The sequence below is a fragment of the Acidimicrobiales bacterium genome (genome assembly GCA_036378675.1).
Classification (GTDB): Bacteria; Actinomycetota; Acidimicrobiia; order Acidimicrobiales; family Palsa-688; genus DASUWA01.
In genome coordinates this window covers 120,590-142,190 of the sequence record DASUWA010000013.1, presented here as the reverse complement: position 1 = coordinate 142,190, position 21,601 = coordinate 120,590, and the positions used below count along the sequence as shown (strand labels likewise).

Below are 21,601 nucleotides of genomic sequence, written 5' to 3'. Positions count from 1 at the left end.
TGATCAAAGCGTCAACCGGTATCGGATTCGTGGTGCTCACTGGGATACCGGAGTCGGCCCCGGCATGAAGACCATCCGCGAGGAGTCGCACTACGACCATTCTCCCCAAGACGTGTTCGCTCTGATTTCGACCGGTGCCTTCCAACTGGAGATCATCTCGCATATCGGCGGCAAGGATGGTGAGGTGGTCGAACAGACGGTGTCGCCCGACGGCGGAGTGAAAGTGGTTACGCGACAGCGCACCGGCATCGAGCTACCCGGGTTCGCCAAGCGCCTGATCCCGGCCAACACCACCGTCACGCAGACTTACGAATGGAGACCTCCCGCCGAAGACGGATCGCGTAAAGGAACATGGACCGCGGACATCAAGGGGGCTCCCATCTCGATGGGCGGGCCGACCGAGTTGCGGGCGGCAGAGTCGGGTGCTGTCCACGTGTTCGAAGGCGAAGTGAGGGCGTCCGTTCCTCTGGTGGGCGGGAAGCTGGAGTCGTTCGCCCTAGACAACTTTCACCGCGAGCTCGAACGCACCGCTCAGTTCACCGCCGACCGGCTGGCGGGAAGCCGGGGCTGAATCGATCAGCTTGGCTGGCTGAAAAGGACCCGGCGCCAGATATCGGTCAGCGTCGCTGCCGCCATCTCGACCGAGACGCCGAGACCACGTCCGATCGTTTCGAAGAAGTATCGCTCGGTCATCCACACCAAAGCGCGGGCCGTCTCTTCTCTGTTGGGCAGGGAGATCCGGCCGCGGCGAGCGAGATCGTTCAGTCGCTGCTCGACCGGCCCGAGGAAAGATTCCACCAACTGCCGCCAGGCGAACTGGACCCGGCTACCGGTCGTCGCTGCATCGAAGATCCCCCGGACCAAGCCGTTGTGCCGGGCCCACACCTCGGCCAGCGCGGTCATGGCGGTCAGGACCCCCTCGTCGGGATCGACGTCGAAGGACAGCCAGAGATCGGCGGCCTGGTTGAACTCGACGCCGATGATGTCGATCCAGGCGAGAAGCACGGACTCCAAATCGGGGAAGTAACGGTAGAAGGCGGTGCGAGTGAGGCCGGCCGTTTTCATGACGTCCTCGATGCGGACTTCCTCGTAGGAACCGGCCTGGAGAAGAGCCTCGAGCGCATCCATGATCGCCCGCCTGGTCGCCTCCCGCTTCACCCGGCGAGGCGTCCACGTCCCCTCGATATCGGCAATCGCCACTTGACGCACTCTACTGGCCATGGCAAACTGTGACACGGCGTCACTGTTTCAGGTTCGGGCGAAGCTGGGACGGCCGGAGGGAGGAAACTCAAATGTCAGACCGTTACGACGGGGCCGCGACCCATGGCGCTCCCGCGATCGAGACGACCGTTGCGGACGCAGCTCAGGCGTGGAGCGTCGAGTCTCCAAGCACGTCCGTGTTGGACTTCAACTACACCCATGGACGCGACCAGTTGTTGAGGCTTTACGACAAGGGCACCCGCCGGCAGTGGATCGGGTCCGACCGCCTCGACTGGGATCTGGATGTCGACCCGAGCCGCCCGATCGGGATGCCCGACGAGGCCCACCCCCTTTTCGGTTCGCCGTGGTGGGACAAATTCGACCGGAAGGAAAAAGACCTCGCTCATCGCGAGTTCGAGGCGTGGCGGCTGAGCCAGTTCATGCACGGAGAGCAGGGCGCACTGATCTCGGTCGCCAAAATCGTGCAGACCGTTCCGAATATCGATTCGAAGTTCTACGCGGCGACCCAGACGATCGACGAGGCCCGGCACGTCGAGGTCTATAGCAGGTACCTGCACGAGAAGATCGGGCTGGTCTATCCGATCAACGGCAACCTGGCGAGCCTTCTTCACGACACTGTCGGAGACCGCCGATGGGACATCACCTACCTGGGCATGCAGGTTCTGATCGAAGGCCTGGCGCTCGCGTCGTTCGGGCTGATCCGGAACATGGCCTCCGAACCTCTCGCGAAGGCGATCAACGCCTACGTGATGCAGGACGAGGCTCGCCACGTGATGTTCGGTCGCCTCGCGTTGCGCGACTACTACCCGCAGCTCACGGATGCGGAAAGGACCGAGCGAGAAGAGTTCTGCGTGGACGCCTGCTACCGCATGCGGGACCGGTTCATGGCCGAGGAGGTTTGGGAACGTCTCGACCTGCCACCCGATGCGACCAAGTGGGTGGACGAGAGCGAGCTGTTCCGTCAATTCCGGGTGTACCTGTTCACTCGGATCGTGCCTGTGATCAAGGACATCGGTCTGTGGGGACCCAAGATCCGCGAGGCGTTCGAGGATATGGGGGTCATCGGCTTCGCCGAGTCGGACATCGACGCCGAGATGGCAAGCGACGAAGCGGCGGCAGAAGAGTTCGACCGCCACCATTTGGAGCACGTCCAGGCCGTCGCGACCGGCTCATAATCTCCGGAGCCCGAGGCACGGTTCACCGGCGGTAGGGCACCGTCGCTCGAATAGTGCCATCATGGGCTGGTGAATGAGGCCGGGCCGTCGGCGGACGACACTTCCGGACAAGAGGAAGACGTAAGCGGCCGGGTCGAACAGCGGGTCCTTCGTTCGGATGCCGCCATGCGGCGTTCCGTGGAGGAATCGAAGCGCGCTGATGCTGCCCTTAGCCGTGCAGCTGCGGCGCGCGACAGGGCCGAGGCCGCCCGGGAACGCGTCGAAGCGGCACACGGGCAGGCGGACAGGGTGCTGGAGGGGATAGAGGCGCGTCGCTTGAGAGAAGCGGCTGAGCGCGACCGCTCAGCCGACCACCGAGAAGCGGAAGCCGACGAACGCGACCGCATTGCCGATCACCGAGAAGCCGCCGCCGACGAGCGAGAGCGCATCGCTGACCGCCGCGAAGCCGCCGCCGACGGGCGCGAGCGCGTCTCGGACGACCGGGAGTCCGAAGCCGATGAGCGCGAGGACCTGCTGCTCGAGCGCGAGTCCGCGGTCTCCAGTCAAGAACGATGTTTGAAGCGGGCAAGGCACGATTGGGAGGCGCGAACCGCCGAGCGTGAGACGATTTGGCAGCAACGGGAAGCCCAAGCCGACCAGCGTGAGCTGACCAACGAGATGAGGCGGTCGGAAGCAGACATGGGCGATGCAACCCGCCCGGAGACGTCCCTGACCGGGTTCCGGGCCAACGGCGCCGAACGTGCCGTCTACCTCCGCTTCTTGGCGTCCGAACTCGCCGAACAGGTCGCAGACGAGGCCGAACAGTACGCCAGCTACCTGGCAAAGGCCGCCGAACGAGGGGACCGTGAGCGCCGGCTGGCTATCGCAAGAGTCGAACGGGAGATAGCCCGCATCGAGCGCCAGAATGCCGTGAGGTTGCGGGACCTCAGCTCACCATTTGTTCTGGTGGAGCATCTCCCGAGGCTACCTCTCACCGACCCGGGCGCGAGGTCCTCACACTCGGCACAGTAGGTTGCGGGAATGCGATTCGGGATCTGGGCGTCGCCATTACAACCCTGGGAAGAGTCCCTCGATTTGGTACAGCATTGCGAGGCAACCGGATGGGACACGGTTTACTTCGCTGATCACTTCATGCCGAACGGTCCGGGACCGGAAGCGCTCGATGGTGACACTCTCGAGTGCTGGTCGATCATGGCGGCCCTGGCCGCGCAAGTGCCTCGCATGCGACTGGCGTCGCTCGTCACGAGCGTCACCTACCGCCACCCCGCCGTTCTGGCGAACATCGCCGCGGCGGTCGACCGGATCAGCCGTGGCCGGCTCACCCTCGGGATCGGAGCCGGGTGGCAGGAGAACGAGCACGCCGCGTACGGCATCGAGCTCGGGACGATTCCGGAACGCATGGACCGATTCGAGGAGGCCGTCGAGGTAATCATTTCTCTGCTCCGCGAACCCCGCACAACGTTCGCCGGCAAGTACTTCCAGCTGACCAGCGCAACCAACCAGCCCGCACCAACCCAGGAGCGCCTGCCCATCCTCATCGGAGGTGGCGGGGAGAAGCGCACCCTCCGCATAGCCGCCCGACGCGCTGACGAGTGGAACACATGGTCCACGCCTGACGTACTCGCTCACAAGGTTGGCGTCCTGCGAAGCTACTGCGACCAACTCGGCCGTGATCCGGCGGAGATCTCGGTTTCGACTCAGGCTCTTTTGTATCTGTCCCAGGACGACTCGTGGCTGGCAACCAAGAGGTCTCTCGACGGGGCCCAGCCAGTCATCGTCGGGACTCCACAGGAGGTCGTCGAGAGGGTGTCGCGTTACGCCGATGCGGGCGCGGAAGAACTCATCGTCCCCGCCTTCAACCTTGGGCGGACGAGCCGCGCCAAGGACACGTGCGACCTGTTCATCAACGAGGTCGCATCCCATTTCCGCTCCTGAGACCGGGGTGAGTTGAGCCCGAGCCGGGCACAGCTTCCGATCAGGCCCGCCGAGCTGCTCGCGCTATAACATGCATTGACTTCTCGCTGCGGGGAGGCTTGCAGTGCTGGGGAAATCAAGACGGACCCGGTTCCGTTGGGCCGGGGTCGCGCTCGCCATCGGTGGACTGACGCTGAGCACGCCCGCGCTCGCGACGGATTCCGGCCATGTGCAGCCCCGGTCGCATCCGTCGACTGCGGGTAACTGGGTCAACTTCGACAACGACAACTGGGGAGGATCATCGGATCCGGCGAACCCGGGAAGCACCGGGAACCCGGCCGGTTGCGATCCCATCGACCCGGCAGGGTGCATGCTCCCTTACCCGAACGACTGGTTCACCAAGTACGACCCATCGAGCGCGACGAGCCGGCGCCTGGACCTGAACCCGCTGGCCATGCCCCGCAACATCGCGGGCAGGTCGATCGACCCGACGGACTACAACCGCAGCGACGGGTTCAGCTCCGGAGCCACGATCCTCACGGTGGTCCCCGGCATGACCCGCAACCGCGATCTGGGCCTCTCGGCACTGCCGACCGACGTGAACATGGCTGTCAACAACATGGCGGTCAACCAGGCGCCGGGTCTCGGGGTGATGCTGCTCGATGCCACCACCGGAAAGACCTGGCCGGTCTGGGTGGAACTGGACCAGTACACCTCCGAGTCGAGCGGCATTCCCGCCGGCACCATCGGCTCCGTTCAGCAGGACCTCATGATCCATCCGGCCGCAAACCTGCTGGACGGCCACCGCTACATCATCGCTCTCCGACACCTCACGACAGACAACCTCTCGTTGGCACAGCCGAGCCCCACCTTCGAGTCGTTTGTGAAGGCGTTTTCCGGCAGTCGGGCACCCGATCCCAGAGCAGCTCACATGAATCGCGTATTCGAGGACCTCCAGGAAGCCGGATGGACGGTGTCCGGCGACCCGTCGGAGTTGTACCTCGCGTGGGACTTCACGACCGCGTCGACCCAGAACGTGACCGGTCGGATGCTGGCGATTCGCGACGACGCCTTCCGTCAGCTGGGCGAGTCCAAAGCCGCAGTCGATGCCGGACAGGATTCCGGCGCCGCTCCTTCCTTTGCAGTGAGCTCGGTATCGAACTTCAGCTTGTCTCAAAACCCGAACGTAGCCCGCGAGATCGTCGGGACTTTCGCGGTTCCTTGTTACATCGCTCCCACCTGCTCGCCCCCAGTGAAGTGCAAGGACCTTGTGAGCGCGAGCCCGTTCGACGACTGCCCTTCGCCCGGGTCGTTCTACTACGCGGACCCGACCGACCCGGACGGTGACCCGAGCCAGGTGCCGGGCCAGACATACCAGGCCGCATTCACGTGCATCGTGGGCCGCAACGCCTATCAGGCCCACCAGTTGCTGCGACCGGTCGACTACGGGCATGGACTGTTCGGAAGCCACTCCGAGGTCACCGCGTCGCCCCAGGAGGAGACGGCCAACCGCGAGGGGATGATGTACTGCGCGACCGACTGGTTCGGCTGGGCCAACACCGACATCCCCAATGCCATTCTCGCCATATCGGATCTATCCAACTTCAAGGTCCTCGCCGACCGAGGTCAGCAAGGTGAGCTCGACTTCCTCTACCTGCAGCGCTTGCTGATCAACCCGAAGGGGTTTGCGTCCAACTCCGCCTTCCAGTATTCGCCCGGCAAGTCGTTCATCAACTTGAACGACGGCGTGTACTACGACGGAAACAGCCAAGGGGGCATCTTCGGCGGAACCGTCTGTGCCGTTTCGATCGATGTTCAGCGCTGCGCACTAGGCGTGAACGGGATCGACTATTCGACCCTGCTGCCGAGGTCCGTTGACTACGTCGCCAGCCGGACCCTCCCGCAGTTCGTCCTCCAAAATCTGCAGCGATTCCTCTCCGATCCTTCCGGTTACGACCCGACCAGTCTCACCGGGGTGGGCTATTCCAACGCCTTCGACCTCGCCTACCCCGACCAGTCCCAACGGCTGCTCATTTTGGACCTCATCCAGACTCTGTGGGACAGAGCCGATCCGAACGGTTACGCCAGCCATATGACCGGTTCCGCCGAGGGAGGTCTTCTCCCCGACTGCACCGGGATCGGCGTCGTCAAGGTGGCCAATGAGTCGGCTTCGCGCTGCGATATTGGAACCGCCAATCCGGGACCCGACCACCACGTGTTGATGCAACTGGCTTGGGGCGACCATCAGGTCGCCAACTTCACTGCGTTCGACGAGGCCCGAACCATCGGAGCCGAAGCTGTGGGTGGTGCGGGTGGCCCGGTGGGCTCGAACGTTCTCGGCGGTGGAGAAGCGCTTCTGAACACCCGGCTGTGCAATAGGGACGCGAACGGGAAGTACACGGCGAACGATCCGGTCGACGGCGATTATTGCTACTCACCCGACTCGCCGCTTTGGAACATCACCCCTATCGCGGTGTACCCATTCGACGGATCGGCGATCACCATTTACGACTCCGGCCCGGATGGCGCCGCTGACCGTCTGGGTGGAAGCTCGGTCACCGGGACGGATCCGCCTCCGCCGAGCGACGTGCCCCCGCCCGACACGACTGCGAACAACGACCCCCACGAGTACCCACGGCGCGCCTGCGCGGCTCAGGACCAGAAAGGCGCGTTCTTCGACATCGACGGCGCCATCACCGGGAACGCGGGGTTCGTGACCGCGCCGGCGCAGCCCCTCAGCTCCGGGGGATCCCTGGCCGGACCCCCCTACTTTGCCGGTGGCTGGCAGGGAACCTGCTCCCAAGCTTGACCTGCGGGTTCGGTCACGGCCTTAGCGCCTGACCGGACAGACCCAAACGGGCGATTATTTCGTCCGCCTGCTGCTGCACAGTGGCGGTGATGTCCACGGTTATTGCGTTCTCGTCAGGGCCAGGCGGTTCGAGCTCGACGAACTGCGAATCCAACAGTGCGGCCGGCATGAAGTGTCCATGCCGCGCAACCAGCCGATGGGCTATCTGATCATTCGTCCCTTTCAGATAGACGAACACGACACCCGGCCCGCGCAGCACGTCCCTGTATTTCCTCTTGAGCGCGGAACAGGTGACGATCCCAGGTTCGCCAGCAGCGCTTCGGTCCTGGATCCAAGTCGCGATCCTCTCCAGCCACGGCCAGCGGTCATCGTCGGTTAGAGGATGCCCGGAAGCCATCTTGCCAACGTTTGCTGCGGGATGCATGCTGTCGCCTTCGGCGAATTCCCAACCCAATCGCCCCGCCAGTAGCGCACCCACCGTGGACTTCCCCGACCCCGAGACTCCCATCAACACCAGTTCCGGCGCGGCCAACTAAACCCTCAAGCTCCTGCAGGAATGCGTCCTTCGGCTCAGGATCGTGTGCCGGCGCGGCAGTCTGGGCAGCGACCTCGGAACACGATGTCCATGTCGAACAGATCGAAGCCGTGTCGCTGGCTAACCGGTAGGGCGAGCCTCTCGGTGCCTTCCGGGTTGACATCCCGCAACATGCCGCATTCGACGCAATACAGATGATGATGCGCGAGCGTCGTGTTGGGGTCGTAGCGCTTCGCACCGTCGCCCGTCGATATCTCGATCACCTCGCCCATGTCGACCAGCTCGTTCAACGTGTTGTACACGGTCGCGAGGCTGATCTCCGGGAGCACTCTCTGAGCGCGGGTGTAGACCGCATCGGCGGTCAAGTGGACGTGCTCCCCCGCGAGCACCTCGGCGACCACTCGACGCTGGGCAGTCATCCGCCATCCCCGATCCCTCAACCGCTGGAGCAACTCGCTGATGGTTTGCCTCCTTCCTCCTCTTTTGCGGGCCCGTTCTAGATGAGTTCCGGCTCTTGACTCATTCTAACCTGGTGGGTAGCTTGAAAAGCGCCAGCGAGTTCGTCCGGGCAGATGCCCGCAAATGGGCTCACTGGTGATGACCACCTCGAGACGGGGGTAGTACGGACGGCGACCGCGGCCTAACGCGGGCGCTTTGAAGGCGACAACGATTAGAGAGGAGAAGCACCGACGTGTCTGAGCGCGGCAGCGAAAGTGAGAACCCTGTAATCCACGCCCCGACTCCTACGGCTCACCGTCCGATGTCGAACCAGGACTGGTGGCCGAATCAGCTGAACGTGCAAGTGCTGCACCAGCACTCGCCAGAGTCGAATCCGATGGACCCCGGTTTCAACTACCGGGAGGAGTTCAAGAAGCTCGACGTCGAAGCGCTCAAGCGGGACCTCATCGAGGTGATGACGACTTCGCAGGAGTGGTGGCCGGCTGACTACGGCCACTACGGGCCGCTGCTGATCCGGATGACGTGGCACGCCGCGGGCACCTACCGGATCCACGACGGTCGAGGCGGCGGCGGCGAAGGGGCCCAACGCTTTGCCCCTCTGAACAGCTGGCCGGACAACGCGAACCTCGACAAGGCGCGCCGGTTGCTGTGGCCGATCAAGCAGAAGTACGGCCGGAAGATCTCGTGGGCCGACCTGATCATCTTGGCCGGCAACGTCGCCTATGAGTCGATGGGTTTCAAGACCTTCGGATTCGGCTTCGGGCGTGAGGACATCTGGGAGCCCGACGAGATCTTCTGGGGTCCAGAGGACGAATGGCTGGGAGACGAGCGTTACAGCGGCGACAGGGAACTCGCCAAGCCTTTCGGAGCCGTGCAGATGGGCTTGATCTATGTGAACCCCGAGGGCCCCAACGGCAACCCTGATCCCCTCGCCGCCGCCAGGGATATTCGAGAGACCTTCCGGCGAATGGCCATGAACGACGAAGAGACGCTCGCGCTGATCATCGGGGGCCACACGGTCGGCAAAACCCACGGAGCTGCCAGCGGCGACTACGTCGGCCCCGAGCCCGAGGGCGCGCCCATCGAGCAGCAGGGCATCGGCTGGAGGAACACCTTCGGCACCGGCAAAGGCGATGATTCGATCACCAGTGGGATCGAAGGCGCCTGGACCAACGAACCCACCAAGTGGGACAACGGATACCTGGAGAACCTGTTCAATTACGACTGGGAGCTAACGACCAGCCCGGCGGGTGCGCACCAGTGGACTCCGAAGAATTCCGAAGCCCAGGGCACCGTTCCAGACGCGCACGATCCGTCGAAGAGGCACGCCCCGATGATGCTGACGACGGACCTGGCGCTAAAGATGGATCCGATCTACGCGCCGATCGCGAAGCGGTTCTACGAGAACCCGGATCAGCTCGAGGAAGCGTTCGGGAAGGCGTGGTACAAGCTGCTCCACCGCGACATGGGCCCCGTGTCCCGCTACCTCGGCCCTTGGGTACCGGAGCCCCAGCTGTGGCAAGACCCGGTGCCGGCAGTCGACCATCCGCTGATCGGCGAAGACGACATCGCCGCCCTCAAGCGCAAGATCCTCGCCGCGGGACTCTCGGTCTCGCAGTTGGTATCCACCGCCTGGGCGGCTGCGGCGAGCTTCCGTGGCACCGACAAGCGCGGCGGCGCAAACGGGGGGCGCATCCGTCTGGCTCCGCAGAAGGACTGGCAGGTCAACGACCCCACCGAGCTGGCCAAGGTGATACAGACCTTCGAGCAGATCCAGAGCGACTTCAACAGCTCGCAGTCCGGTGGGAAGAAGGTGTCCTTCGCCGACGTGGTCGTACTCGGTGGCTGCGCGGCCGTGGAGCAAGCTGCGAAGAACGCCGGGGTCGACGTCAAGGTCCCGTTCACTCCCGGACGCACGGACGCATCCCAGGAGCAAACTGACGTCGAGTCGTTCGCTGTGCTCGAGCCGATGGCCGACGGATTCCGCAACTACGTGCGATCCGGCGAGAAGCTCCCCCCGGAGACCCTTCTCGTGGACCGGGCCAACCTGTTGAAGCTCACGGCTCCCGAAATGACGGTACTGGTAGGCGGCATGCGAGTCCTGAACGCCAACTACAGGCAATCCAAGCACGGGGCGCTCACCGGCCGGCCCGAATCACTGACGAATGATTTCTTCGTGAACCTGCTCGACATGGGCACCGAGTGGAAGACATCCGCCTCGACGGAGAACGCGTACGAGGGCACCGATCGCGCTTCCGGGAAGGTCAAATGGACCGCCACTGCAGTCGATCTCGTTTTCGGTTCGAACTCCCAGCTCCGGGCGATATCAGAGGTCTACGGATCTGACGACGCGAAGGAGAAGTTCGTGCAGGACTTCGTGGCGGCGTGGGGCAAGGTCATGAACCTTGACCGGTTCGACCTGGCCTGACTACTGGCCTGATTAAAGGGTGAGCCGGCCCTCTCCGGCCTGATGGCTCCCTCTCTCCATCATCTCGCGGTAGCTGTCAACGGTTCGCTCGCTCGCCGGCCCATACCTTTCGGCTGCTGCCGCCTCGTCAGGCGTTGGTCCGCGCCCAGCGCCTGAAAACACCTGCTCGTCCTCCAGCTCGAAGGCACGGGTCGCGGCGGACACCAAACCGTCACCCGGATCGCTCTGCCGCCCTATGTCGCTCATCGCTCCCCCCTGACTCATCCGACGCCAGTTGTTCGTCAGTATGGCACCGAACAAGCCCGGAAGGCGCTACTCCCCCAAACCGAGCACGCGCATCGCGTTACCCCGCAGGAACTTCGGCCACACCTCGTCCTTGAACGGCACGTTCGGAAGCTCGGTCATGATCCGTTCGAGCGAGAGCCCCATCGGGAAGTAGCCGGCATAGATGACTTTGTCGGCTCCGCGGGTGTTCGCGTAGTCGATCACCGCCTTGGGGTAATAGCGCGGGGCGAAGGCGCTGGTGGAGAAGTGCAGCCCGGGCCATTTCAACATGAGCTTCACCGCGAGGTCGGCCCAGGGCTCGCAACCGTGGCGGGTGACGAACACGAGTTCCGGAAAGTCGTACATCACCTCGTCGATCAACTCGACATGCTGTGGAGCGAAACGAATCCGCGGGCCCGGCACGCCGGCTGTGCAGAACATCGGGATCCCAAGCTCCACGCACTTGGCGTAGATCGGATACATCTTCTTATCGTTGATCGCCACCTGGGGATACGTTCCCGCCGGGAACGCGGTCACCGCTCTCACTCCGTAAGTCTCGTGTAGGTGGACCAACTTGCGGATGCCCTCCATCCCCTCGTTCGGGTCGCATCCGGCGGACGCGATGAAACGGTCGGGGTACCGCTTTACGGCTTCCTCTCCGAGGCCCTGGTCGCCACCAAGTCCTATCAGGCCCTTCTCAACGCCCCACCGGTCCATCTCGGAGAGAGTCACCGCGATCGGATCGTCCGCCTTGACCAATTCCTTCTCGGGGACGTCCTTGAACATGTACTCGACGGGGAAGTGGTACTCCTCGCTCGATTGGCGATCCTTGGTCTGGCGGGTGATGAAGGCGTAGGTCTTCTTCATGTCCCCGTGAGGGAAGCCGATCATGGTGTCGACGATGGCGACACCTTGTGGGAACGTCACTTGGTCAACCTTTCTATTCAGACAGGACGCCGGGTCGATAGCGCGATGCCGTTCTCGCGCATGACCAGCCGGCTGTCCGGTTCCGGGTAGCCAAAGTTGCGCAGGTCCTTTATGTAGCTCGCCGGATCGGTGAGCCCCTCCGCGTGGGGGTAGTCGGATCCCATCAAGATGTGGTCCGACCCCAGCAGCTCGCGCAGCTCGCCCAACTCGTCCTCGTAGAAGGGAGACACCCACACGTGGCGCTTGAACGTCTCACGGGGGTCCTCCGGATAGAGGTGGGGGGTCTGCCCGAACGACTTCTTCAGCTTCTCGAACAGGTGGAAGACCCAATCCGAACCGGTCTCGATCGACGCGATCCGCAGGTTCGGATGCTTCTCGAAGAGCCGGTGCGCAAGGAGGTTGGCGATGGTGTCCTGGATCGGGTTGTAAGAAGCGAGGGATCGGAACGGGTTCTGGCGGAACGCTTCGGTCTCGGGCTTCTCGCCCCAGTCGGCGGCGTACTTGGCGTACCGGCTGTCACCGCCGTGATAGCAAACCGTGATTCCCGCCTCGTTGGCGAGCGTCCAGAACGGCTCGTAGACGGGATCCGCCGGTGAACGGCCGATTCCGTTCACGACGATCGGACCGCCGACCATGACGACGAACCGGGCATCGCGCTCGAGCGCCCAGGTCAGCTCGCGCACCGCGTGGTCTGCGTCGGCGAGGGTGATGTATGGAGCGGCGAAGATGCGCTCCTCGTAGGCGAAGCCCCAGTCCTCCTCCATCCAGCGGTTGAAAGCCGAGATGGCCGCCAGGAGCGCCGGAACGTCCCCGATGAGGGCCTGCTCCATCCCCACGCCCAGCGTGGGGAGGAAGATCGCTCCCTCCATGCCCTGCCTGTCCATGAGGGCCAGCCGCGCGTCACGGTTCTGGTACTCGGGATGGTCGGCCAGGCTGTCGAGGTCGCCGAACAGGACACTGGTGTCCTCTCCTCGCGGGTTCCTGCCACGGAAGTACTCGTCAAGCGAGCCCGGTTTGGCGATCGGGTCCCATGTCGGGTTTGGGATGAAGCGGTTTATCCGTCCTCCGACCAGCAGACGCTCCCGGCCGTCGACGATCGCCCACTGCATCGCCCTCTTGCCGTACTCAGGATCGATGTACCGGGTGAACGCGTCCTTCGCCTCGTAGTAGTGGTTGTCGCAGTCGAAGAAGCGAAAATCGATGTCGGCCACGTCTGGTTCCCTCCCCAACGCATATGTGCGGCTCCAAATATAGATTCAGATTCTAGAAGTGCACCAAGCCTGGGCCCAGCGACGAGAAATTACGAAGCGGCCGGAACGGCGATTGACCTGCTGATACGCCCGAAGACCCTGGTCAGGCGCTATTGACCGGTCTGGGCACTTTCGTCTATTGGTGGTTGGCCCGGCGGCGTTGTGGATACGCGCGCTCGGGTGCCGGCGACCTGAGGGTCAGCGATCAGTACGAGGGAAGGGCCGCCGCCGATGACAACGGAGACTCTACGGAAAGGGCACCTCCATGACATTCGACCGCTTGGGGCCGATCGACACCGGGTTCTTGGACGCTGAGTGCGACAAGAACCAGTTGAACATTGGCGCACTATTGATCCTCGAAGGCCCGCCACCGCCTTTTTCCCGATTGAGAGAGATGGTGATCGGGAAGCTCGGTCTGATTCCGAGGTACAGGCAGGTAGTCAGGCGGGTGCCGTTCGACCTTGCCAGGCCGGTGTGGGTGGACGATCCTCGGTTCGACATCGACTACCACATGCGGGTTGCGGCCGTTCCCAAGCCGGGCGACATGACCGAGCTGCGCCGGGTGGTTGCGGACGTTATGAGCCGCCGGCTGGATCAAGGCCGCCCGCTTTGGGAGCTGTGGATGGTCGAAGGGCTTGAAGACGATCAGTGGGCATTGGTTGTGAAGGTTCACCACTGCATGGCCGACGGGGTCGGCGGCGTGGAGCTGCTCAACCTCATTCTCGACCCGAGCCCAGACCACGTGGCGGTCCCTTCCCTCCCTTGGCGGTCCCGACCATTGCCAACCCCGTTCGAACTGCTGACCTCGTCGCTAAAGCAGGCGGTACCCAGCCCATCCAGGGTGATTCGGTCCGCCAAGGAAGCGCTGGCGGACGTCGACGAGTTGGCCCGCAGCCTGCCGTCGTTGCTCCGCGTGGTCATCCCCGCCGCGCCCGGCAGCCTCAATGGCCCGATCGGCCCGCGCCGGCGCTGGACGACGACGGTCGTTCCGATTTCCGAGATCAAGAAGGTGCGGTCCTCGCTCGGCGGGACATTCAACGACGTCACGCTCGCCGCGATCACCCGCGGGTTCCGAGGGCTTCTCGAAAAGCGCGGCGAACCGATCCACCGGCCGCTGCGAACAGTGGTTCCGGTTTCGGTCAGGGCCCGCGACGCAAGCGGCCGAGCCGTGACAGACGGGACGCTCGAGAACAAGACCGCCGCGGTGTTCGCCGACCTGCCCACCGGTGTGGATGATCCAGTCGAGCGACTCGAACTCATCTCCAAGCAGATGAGCGCCATCAAGGAGAGCAACGATGCTCAGGGCGCCCAGAGCGCGGTCAGCCTGGCGAAGTACGTTCCGCCGAGCATGGCGGCAGCAGTTACCTCTGTCGTACGAAACATTCCGCACCACAACGTCAACACGCTGACCACCAACATCCCGGGACCCCAGATTCCGCTATACGCAGTCGGCCACCCGGTGGTGTCGGCGTATCCCTACGTGCCCATCGCGATGGGGGTCCGCACCGGGGTGGCAATGCTCTCCTACAACGGTGAAGTCCACTTCGGGATAACCGGGGACTACGACAACACCCCCGATATCGAGATCGTCGCCGAGGGGATCCACCTGGGCATGGACGAGATGCTCGTGGCAGCCAGCCAGGCATAGCAGCCAGCCCAGGCAATATGTCACCGCGTGAGCCAGCTGTCATAGCCGGCGGAAGCCTCGCAGGAGCCAAGGCGGCCGAGACTCTGCGCACCGAAGGCTTCGACGGCGAAATCATTCTGATCAGCGAGGAGATTGCCCGCCCATACGAACGACCCCCCCTGTCCAAGGGCTATCTCCGAGGCGAGCAGAACTTCGACGAGGCGGCCGTACACCCTGAGGGCTTCTATGAAGAACAGGGCATCGATCTTCGCTCGTCTACTCGTGTCGCGTCCGTCCACCCGCACAACAACGAGGTCGAACTAGAAGACGGCAATCGGATTCGATATTCCCACTTGTTGCTCGCCACCGGTGCAGCGCCGCGGCGGCTGTCGGTGCCGGGCGCCGATCTCGACGGTGTCAGGTATCTGCGTACGGTCTCCGATTCGGATGCTCTTCGGGATGCCGGAAGGTCGGGTGCGCCGATCGTGATAATCGGTGCGGGCTGGATCGGATCAGAATCGGCGGCGTCGCTTCGCCAACTGGGAGCCGATGTGACCGTCGTGGACGTCGCGAACCTTCCTCTGGAACGGGTGCTCGGCACCGAGTTGGGAACCATCTACCGCGATCTACACCTGTCTCACGGAGTCAAATTCCATCTGGGCGTCGGGATCGACTCGATCAAGGGGTCGACCCACGTGGAAGAAGTAAGACTCACCGAGGGGACGATCATCCCCGCCGGGACGGTAGTCGTCGGGGTTGGCGTGCTCCCGCGTACAGAGCTCGCCGAAGCCGCAGGTCTCGAAGTCGACAATGGGGTCCTGACCGACGAGTACCTGGAAACGACCGTCCCGGGCATCTACGCAGCCGGTGACGCAGCCAGCGCCTACCACCCGCTCTACCGGGAACGCATCCGTCTGGAGCACTGGTCGTCTGCCTTGAACCAGGGCCCGGCAGCCGCGAGGAACATGCTTGGGCAACGACGACCCTACGAGAAGATCCCCTACTTCTTCTCCGATCAGTACGACTTCGGCATGGAATACCGGGGACGTTCGACCGCGAGCGACGAGGTCGTCTTCCGCCGGGGCGAGAAGGAACACGAGTTCATCGCATTCTGGCTTCGTGACGATCGCGTGGTCGCGGCACTGAACGCCAACATCTGGGACCAGGGGGATGCGATCGGCGACCTCCTGGCCCGGTCGGATCCCGTCGATCGGAAGGATCTTGCGGATCCGGGCGCCGATCTGGTGTCGATAGCCAAGAGTTGAAAGGCCCTACTTGATCGAACCGCAGTTGCCCACGAAAGGGGCGCCGGCGATGCGTGCCTGGAGGAATGGGCCGGTCTGTGGCTCGAAGAACGCGCCGGCATCTTCGTGTGACGCGCCGGTGTACTCCTGGAACTCGACCGGCACCCCTTCATTGCAGTATTGGCGGGCAAGCGATTTGACGTCGGCGGCGACCATCGCTCCGTCACCGGTTCCGTCGGAGTTGCCGACCGCCATGAGAAGGGGCTCCTGCGGGCGTGTGCTTGAGGTGCCCATCCGTTGGGCAGAGAGGATCTGGTGGAAGAACGGGACATCGAAAAAGCTGCGGTACTGCGGTTTCATAAGTGCCTGCACGGTCAGACCGGGGTAGCGACCGAAGTCCTCGTCGATGCACGTGTTGCTCTCGTCGTCAACGACCTTCTGCCCATATGCGGACAGGTACGGCGTGAGGTCCGCGTGGTACGCACGCGCGAGGCCGAGAAGCATTCCCGGAATGGCGGCGGAGTAGACAGAGCTGCCGTTCATGTAGGCGATCATGTGCGAGTAGTCGACCGGTATGCCGCCTTCGGCGACAGCGGCGATCCGCAGCTGCGGCGCGTATGCCGGCGCCAGCTCGCTCGCCCAGTCGGCCGCAACAGCACCGCCGGAGTAACCGGACAGTCCGAGCGGCGTGGAAGAAGGTGCGTGGAGGTAGGACTCGGTGGCCTTGAGCGCGTCGAGTGCGCCGTAACCGGACTCGCGGCCTGCCATCCAGTCGAGTGCAGTCCCTTCGAAGTCAGGAACCGTCACAGTGAATCCGTTGCTCAGGTACCAGCTGACCAGCAGCTCTTCCTCCTCCGCCTGCTGCTCGGTAACCGATCCGGGCTTCCCGCCGTCGAGTGTGTAGCTGGGGTCGCATTTCGACGCGAGCCCGTCGTAGAAGCTGAGGTACTCGACAATGCCGGTTGTGGGGGCGATCGTGGTGGGCCGAAGGATCGATGTGACCGTGACGGTCGGGTCGCCTAGCTGACCGGTCGTCCTGTAGAGCAGCTGCTCACCTCGGAGGGGTGTGGCGCTCGTCCCGAACGTCACTTGTATCGACCGCTCTTTCAGAACTGTCCCCGGCTCCACGTTGGCCAGGGGCGCCTTGCCTGAGTAGGTGTAGAAGGGATCACTGGATGGTGTCGGAGGGCCACTTACGGCGCGAGCGGGAACAATGCCGAGAAGGCAAGCAAGTCCGGCCACCACCAAGAGGCGGGTCCCCAGGCACCGTCCCACGAACGCAGCCTAGGACCCGGAGCGCCAGGTCAGCCAAGTGGAGTGGCGACCGCGCAGGTTCTTCAAATCGTCACTTGGTGTTCGCGCCTACTTCGCAGTTAAATGGGATGATTCCCCCCGGGCAGGGTAGCTAAGCGCGGAGGTGGGCCGAATGGGTGAAGCTGCGGGTCCGACGGGCTATAAGGTCGCCAAGGCCGTGTTGAGTCGTCCCTTGTTGGCCGCGTATCAGATCAGCGTCGACGGCCCGCGCGATCTCCCGGCCGGCCCGGTGATCGTGGCCGCCAATCATCGGTCCTTCATGGATTCGCTGTTCGTCGCGTTGGTGGTGGACCGGCCGGTCTCCTTCCTTGCCAAGGCGGAGTACTTCGATCGGCGGCGCACCGCGTGGATGTTCCGAGCAACCGGTCAGATCCCGATCCGGCGGGGAAGCCCGGCCGGTGCCCGGGAGGCGCTCGAAGCTGCAGAGGATGTGCTCTCAGCGGGCGGCGTCGTCGGCGTCTACCCCGAGGGCACCCGTTCGCGCGACGGGAAACTCCACCGCGGCCATCTAGGACCGGCCCGCTTGGCACGGTCGTCGGGCGCGCCGATCGTTCCCCTCGGGCTCGTCGGCACCGAGGAAGTGCAATCGCCGGGCCAGCGACTGCCGAGGCCACGCAAGAAGGTGTCGGTGCGTTTTGGTGTGCCCCGGTGGATCAACTCCGGCGAAGCCAACAACTCGCAACGGCTGCGAGAATTCACCGATCTGGTGATGGACGACATCGCTCGGTTGTGTGGACAGCCCTCCTCCGATCGCTTCGCACTGGTGAACGCGTAGTGGTCGACGGCCCCGCCGCGCCGAGCATGGAGCGCTCGCGTGAGCTGGCCTTCGCGCGCCGCATGTCCGACCAAGAAGCGCTGATGTGGAACGTCGAGAAGGACCCCTGGTTGAACCCGAGCGGGGCTTTGCTGACGCTGCTCGACCAGCCGGCGGACTTCGAGCTGCTCATAGCCCGGCTCCGCTACGGCCTGGCCCGTTTGTCACGACTGCGGGAGCGGGTCGTGCCCGGGTTGGGCCGTCTCTCACCGCCGGTGTGGGCGACCGACCGCGACTTCGAGCTGGATTATCACATCCGGCGCCTCAGCCTGCCGGCCCCGGGATCCAAACGCCAGCTGCTCGATCTGGTCACCCACCTCTACGAGGAACCCTACGACCGCACGCGTCCTCTCTGGATGTTCTACGCGATCGAGGGCATGGAGGATGGCAGCGGTGCCTTGTTCATCAAGCAGCACCATTCGGTGGCCGACGGCATCGGCGCTCTTCGGATGGCGGAGATCTACACCGACCTGGAGCGAACCCCTCCCCGTCCGCCAGAAGTCGACCTCGACAAGGTTTTTGCAGACGCGATCGCCGCCGAGCGGGGCGAGCTGCTCGAAGCCGGCGCCGACGTGAGTGACTCGATCATCGACACGGCCGTGCGCACCGTCGCTCACAACCTGCGCCGACAGCAGGGCATAGCGCTCCGGGCGGCGGGGGACGTCTTCAATCTGGTGACCAACCCCACCCGCGTCCCGCGGGCCTTCATCGGCCTGGTCGAACAGATCCGGAGCACGCTCAGCACGGCAGGCACCGCTCGCGCGATGAATGCGAGCGCTCCGCTTTGGACCAACCGCTCGCGCAAGCGGCACCTGGAAACGCTGCGCCTCTCGCTCGACGACGCAAAAGCCGCGGCCAAGGCTCTCGGCGGGTCGGTCAACGACCTGTTCGTAACCGGCGCCGCTATGGGCGCGCTCGCCTACCACTCCGAGCGGGGAACCCCCGTCGAGGGCCTAAACATGACCTTCGTGGTCAGCACCCGTTCGGATCGCGCGATGGGAGGCAACGCTTTCACACCCGTTCCGTTCCAAGTGCCCGGCCGCGGCACGCTCGGCCCGGAGGAACGCTTCACCCAAATCCGTGACCTCATGGCCGAACGCCGGCGCGGCGTGAGCGGCGGCGGAACCATGAGCGCCATCGCGGGCATCGCCAACCTGCTCCCCACGTCTGTCAGCACACGTTTCGCGCGGCAACAGGCCTCCAAGCTCGACCTCGCCACCTCCAACCTGCGGGGCGCCGGCTTCCCCACATACATTGGCGGCGCGGCCGTGGTCGCTGGAATACCACTCGGGCCGGTCGCGGGCACCGCCGCCAACCTCACGACCCTCAGCCAGAACGGCTCGCTCGACATGGGCCTGCTCGCCGACCCGGCCGCAGTCACCGACCCGGCCGGTCTGGCGCGCAACATCGACGACGCCTACCGCGAGCTGTTGGCCGCCGGAGGCATCGTCACCTGACCACGCGGCTGGCGGGCAAGGCCGGGATAGTTGTCGGGGCCGGCCAAACACCTGGCGAGACGATCGGCAACGGGCGGGCCGCCGCCATCCTGTTCGCACGAGAAGGTGCCCGGGTTCTGCTCGTGGATCGCCGACTCGATTCGGCAGAAGAAACCGCAGCCATGATCCGGGCAGAGGGCGGCACAGCTGAATGCATCCAGGGTGACTGGACCAGCCGGGCCGACTGTGCCGCGTACTCCGGCGCGTGTGTTGAATCGTTCGGCAGAATTGACTTCCTCCACAACAATGTCGGCATCGGTACCGGCGACGCCGACCCGCTGCGCGTCGATCCGGATGCCTTCGACCACATACTCAACGTCAACCTGAAGGGATGCCTCCTGTCCTGCCAGGCCGTCCTGCCGGTAATGAGGCAGCAAGGGAGCGGAACCATCGTCAACGTGTCGTCGTTGGCCGCGGTGGCTTCGACCCCGCTAACCGCGTACAAGGTCTCCAAGGCCGGGATGAACGCCTTGGGCCAGTCGCTGGCGATGGCGAACGCTGCTCACGGGATCCGGGTGAACACGATCGCGCCCGGACTGATGGACACTCCCATGGCGATCGAGGGCACCTCGGAATCCTTTGGCATGACCCGCGACGAGGTGCGCGACATGCGCGACCGGATGGTGCCGCTCCGAAAGAAGATGGGCACCGCGTGGGATGTCGCCCACGCCAGCCTCTTCCTACACTCCGACGAAGCGGGATTCATCACCGGCGTGGTTCTGCCTGTCGACGGTGGGCAGGCGGCTCGGCTCGGCTGAGCCGCTCATGGCTTTGGCCGCCTCTGCACTCACTGCTGGGTGACTCTCGCCCGGCCGCCGCCCGTCCGGACCCTCAAATGACCGCCGTCACCGCCGGCCACGGACCCGCAAACGCGGTGGCCCTGTACATGGAGCCCCGGGACGTCGATGCTGGCACTCGTCCCGACCGCATCGATGTCGATCTGTGTACCCGGATGCAGCACCACATCTATCGAGCCCCCGCCGGTGTTGATGTTCGACTGGCCGCTGAGGCGCCCATCGACGTGGACGCTCCCACCGCCGGTAGTCACGTCGACCTCGCCGTTGACGCCTGCGACCGTGATCGAGCCTCCCCCTGTCCTCGCCCGGACTGCCGAGTTGGTACCTTCGATCCGGATCGATCCGCCGCCCGTGACCACCTCGATGGGTGAGCCGGAAGGAACCGAGACATCCATGTGCACCACCTTGTGCCGCCACCCGCTCGTTCCGACGGACTCGATCATCACGTAGCTTCCGTGCTGCTGGACCGTCACCAAGGGGGGTAGATCCCCTAGAGTGCTGCCCCGTCCACGCCACGCCACGTGGACTCGATCGGATAGCCCCGGACGCACGTCGACGTTGCCACCCGGACTGCGGACCCTGACAGGGAGCGGTCCCGAGACCGGCAACATCGCTTCGCTCTCGGTGATCTGCGCTCCGGTGGCAAATACAGAACCTTCACCAAGGGACGAGTGCAGCGCTGAATCGACGGACCCGGAAATGAAGTCTCCGAGCCGGTCGCCAAGTGCCTCCATCCTCTCAGCGAGGGACTCGGCGAGGTTCACCCACCGATCATCCGCCTGCTCCTCGGCCTGCTCCTCTCCTTCGCCGGCAAGGCCGGCGTCTAGGGCTTCTTCCTCGGCCACGAGAGCGTCCAGCTCCGACTCGAGCTTGGCCAGCTCCTCGTCGACGCCGGCTACCTCATGGGCGTGGCGCGCAAGCTCCTCCGCGCGTGCCGCAAGCTCCGACGCGCGCTTCGCGATCCCCTCCGCTCGCGTCATCTCTTCGTCGGCCATCGTTTCACTCTCTCCTCTCTCAACCTTGCCTGCTCTGACCTGATCCGAGACTTGTCGGCGCGGATCTCTTCGGCTACCCCTGGGCGAAGCCGCTCCCAAGCGGCTTGGCGGCTGATGCCCAGCGCGGTTCCGATCGATTCCCAGGTCTCACCGGCTGCCAGGGCTTGACGGGCGAGATGGCTCTCCCACCCGGCCATCAACTCGCGGGTCTCCTGCGCAGCACGAAGGGCGTCAATCGGCGAACCCGCGTCGAGGAGGACATCTACCGCTCTACGCAGGTGTTCCGGGTCAACGGCCACTCGTCAAGTAAACCTTGACAAACCCGGTTCTGT

At 64.3% G+C, this 21,601-nt stretch carries 20 protein-coding genes; 11 read left to right on the top strand and 9 right to left on the bottom strand.

Annotated elements, in window-relative coordinates; all coding sequences use genetic code 11:
- Nucleotides 1-64: 64 nt before the first annotated feature.
- Nucleotides 65-571 carry a DUF2505 domain-containing protein gene (locus VFZ97_05270; GenBank protein ID HEX6392829.1) on the top strand — a complete coding sequence of 169 codons (507 nt, stop codon included), beginning with the start codon at nucleotides 65-67 and terminating at the stop codon, nucleotides 569-571.
- Nucleotides 572-576: 5 nt separating this feature from the next.
- Here the strand turns inward: VFZ97_05270 and VFZ97_05265 are convergent, their stop codons facing one another.
- Nucleotides 577-1,200 (bottom strand): TetR/AcrR family transcriptional regulator, encoded by a 624-nt coding sequence (locus VFZ97_05265; protein ID HEX6392828.1) that lies wholly within the window; start codon nucleotides 1,198-1,200, stop codon nucleotides 577-579.
- Between the two features lie 92 nt (nucleotides 1,201-1,292).
- Here VFZ97_05265 and VFZ97_05260 point away from each other — a divergent pair, with 92 nt between their 5' ends.
- The 4 genes from VFZ97_05260 to VFZ97_05245 all read left to right on the top strand — a co-directional run bounded on the left by VFZ97_05260 (nucleotide 1,293) and on the right by VFZ97_05245 (nucleotide 7,119).
- On the top strand, nucleotides 1,293-2,396 hold the full coding sequence (locus VFZ97_05260; protein ID HEX6392827.1) for a ferritin-like domain-containing protein: 1,104 nt from the start codon (nucleotides 1,293-1,295) through the stop codon (nucleotides 2,394-2,396).
- 69 nt (nucleotides 2,397-2,465) lie between these two features.
- A complete protein-coding gene (locus VFZ97_05255) occupies nucleotides 2,466-3,407 on the top strand; it encodes a hypothetical protein (GenBank protein HEX6392826.1) in 942 nt (313 codons plus the stop codon).
- 9 nt (nucleotides 3,408-3,416) lie between these two features.
- A complete protein-coding gene (locus tag VFZ97_05250; protein HEX6392825.1) occupies nucleotides 3,417-4,331 on the top strand; it encodes a TIGR03560 family F420-dependent LLM class oxidoreductase in 915 nt (304 codons plus the stop codon).
- A 103-nt stretch (nucleotides 4,332-4,434) separates the two neighbouring features.
- The gene (locus VFZ97_05245; protein HEX6392824.1) at nucleotides 4,435-7,119 is read left to right on the top strand and encodes a hypothetical protein; all 2,685 of its coding nucleotides are present in this window, start codon (nucleotides 4,435-4,437) and stop codon (nucleotides 7,117-7,119) included.
- A 13-nt stretch (nucleotides 7,120-7,132) separates the two neighbouring features.
- Here the strand turns inward: VFZ97_05245 and VFZ97_05240 are convergent, their stop codons facing one another.
- Entirely contained in the window at nucleotides 7,133-7,651 is a 519-nt protein-coding gene (locus VFZ97_05240) for a gluconokinase (protein ID HEX6392823.1), read from the bottom strand.
- A 38-nt stretch (nucleotides 7,652-7,689) separates the two neighbouring features.
- Nucleotides 7,690-8,073, bottom strand: a complete 384-nt coding sequence (locus tag VFZ97_05235; GenBank protein ID HEX6392822.1) for a transcriptional repressor — start codon at nucleotides 8,071-8,073, stop codon at nucleotides 7,690-7,692.
- Nucleotides 8,074-8,345: 272 nt separating this feature from the next.
- On the opposite strand from VFZ97_05235, the gene katG reads away from it, so the two are divergent.
- Entirely contained in the window at nucleotides 8,346-10,541 is a 2,196-nt protein-coding gene (katG, locus tag VFZ97_05230; protein HEX6392821.1) for a catalase/peroxidase HPI, read from the top strand.
- Nucleotides 10,542-10,553: 12 nt separating this feature from the next.
- On the opposite strand, the gene VFZ97_05225 is transcribed toward katG, so the two are convergent.
- From VFZ97_05225 to VFZ97_05215, 3 genes are all read right to left on the bottom strand, one after another.
- A complete protein-coding gene (locus VFZ97_05225) occupies nucleotides 10,554-10,787 on the bottom strand; it encodes a hypothetical protein (GenBank protein HEX6392820.1) in 234 nt (77 codons plus the stop codon).
- A gap of 66 nt (nucleotides 10,788-10,853) precedes the next feature.
- A complete protein-coding gene (locus tag VFZ97_05220; protein ID HEX6392819.1) occupies nucleotides 10,854-11,732 on the bottom strand; it encodes an amidohydrolase family protein in 879 nt (292 codons plus the stop codon).
- Nucleotides 11,733-11,749: 17 nt separating this feature from the next.
- Nucleotides 11,750-12,943: an amidohydrolase family protein gene (locus tag VFZ97_05215; GenBank protein ID HEX6392818.1), complete on the bottom strand. Its 1,194-nt coding sequence runs from the start codon at nucleotides 12,941-12,943 to the stop codon at nucleotides 11,750-11,752.
- Nucleotides 12,944-13,247: 304 nt separating this feature from the next.
- On the opposite strand from VFZ97_05215, the gene VFZ97_05210 reads away from it, so the two are divergent.
- Nucleotides 13,248-14,630: a wax ester/triacylglycerol synthase family O-acyltransferase gene (locus VFZ97_05210; protein ID HEX6392817.1), complete on the top strand. Its 1,383-nt coding sequence runs from the start codon at nucleotides 13,248-13,250 to the stop codon at nucleotides 14,628-14,630.
- Between the two features lie 17 nt (nucleotides 14,631-14,647).
- Complete coding sequence (locus VFZ97_05205) at nucleotides 14,648-15,874, top strand: FAD-dependent oxidoreductase (protein ID HEX6392816.1); 1,227 nt, start codon at nucleotides 14,648-14,650, stop codon at nucleotides 15,872-15,874.
- Between the two features lie 6 nt (nucleotides 15,875-15,880).
- Here the strand turns inward: VFZ97_05205 and VFZ97_05200 are convergent, their stop codons facing one another.
- Complete coding sequence (locus VFZ97_05200; GenBank protein HEX6392815.1) at nucleotides 15,881-17,128, bottom strand: lipase family protein; 1,248 nt, start codon at nucleotides 17,126-17,128, stop codon at nucleotides 15,881-15,883.
- Between the two features lie 151 nt (nucleotides 17,129-17,279).
- Between VFZ97_05200 and VFZ97_05195 the strand changes: the two genes are divergently transcribed.
- Genes VFZ97_05195 through VFZ97_05185 form a run of 3 tightly spaced genes read left to right on the top strand, consistent with a single transcriptional unit; the run spans nucleotide 17,280 to nucleotide 20,235 of the window.
- Nucleotides 17,280-17,942, top strand: coding sequence for a lysophospholipid acyltransferase family protein (locus VFZ97_05195; GenBank protein ID HEX6392814.1), 663 nt, complete (start codon nucleotides 17,280-17,282; stop codon nucleotides 17,940-17,942).
- Entirely contained in the window at nucleotides 17,942-19,438 is a 1,497-nt protein-coding gene (locus VFZ97_05190) for a wax ester/triacylglycerol synthase domain-containing protein (protein ID HEX6392813.1), read from the top strand. Before VFZ97_05195 ends, VFZ97_05190 begins: the two co-directional genes overlap by 1 nt.
- The gene (locus VFZ97_05185; GenBank protein HEX6392812.1) at nucleotides 19,435-20,235 is read left to right on the top strand and encodes an SDR family NAD(P)-dependent oxidoreductase; all 801 of its coding nucleotides are present in this window, start codon (nucleotides 19,435-19,437) and stop codon (nucleotides 20,233-20,235) included. The genes VFZ97_05190 and VFZ97_05185 overlap by 4 nt, the downstream gene beginning before the upstream one ends.
- Nucleotides 20,236-20,264: 29 nt before the next feature.
- On the opposite strand, the gene VFZ97_05180 is transcribed toward VFZ97_05185, so the two are convergent.
- Both VFZ97_05180 and VFZ97_05175 read right to left on the bottom strand, forming a co-directional pair.
- On the bottom strand, nucleotides 20,265-21,269 hold the full coding sequence (locus VFZ97_05180) for a hypothetical protein (GenBank protein HEX6392811.1): 1,005 nt from the start codon (nucleotides 21,267-21,269) through the stop codon (nucleotides 20,265-20,267).
- On the bottom strand, nucleotides 21,251-21,568 hold the full coding sequence (locus VFZ97_05175; GenBank protein HEX6392810.1) for a hypothetical protein: 318 nt from the start codon (nucleotides 21,566-21,568) through the stop codon (nucleotides 21,251-21,253). The genes VFZ97_05180 and VFZ97_05175 overlap by 19 nt, the downstream gene beginning before the upstream one ends.
- Between the last annotated feature and the right edge of the window lie 33 nt (nucleotides 21,569-21,601).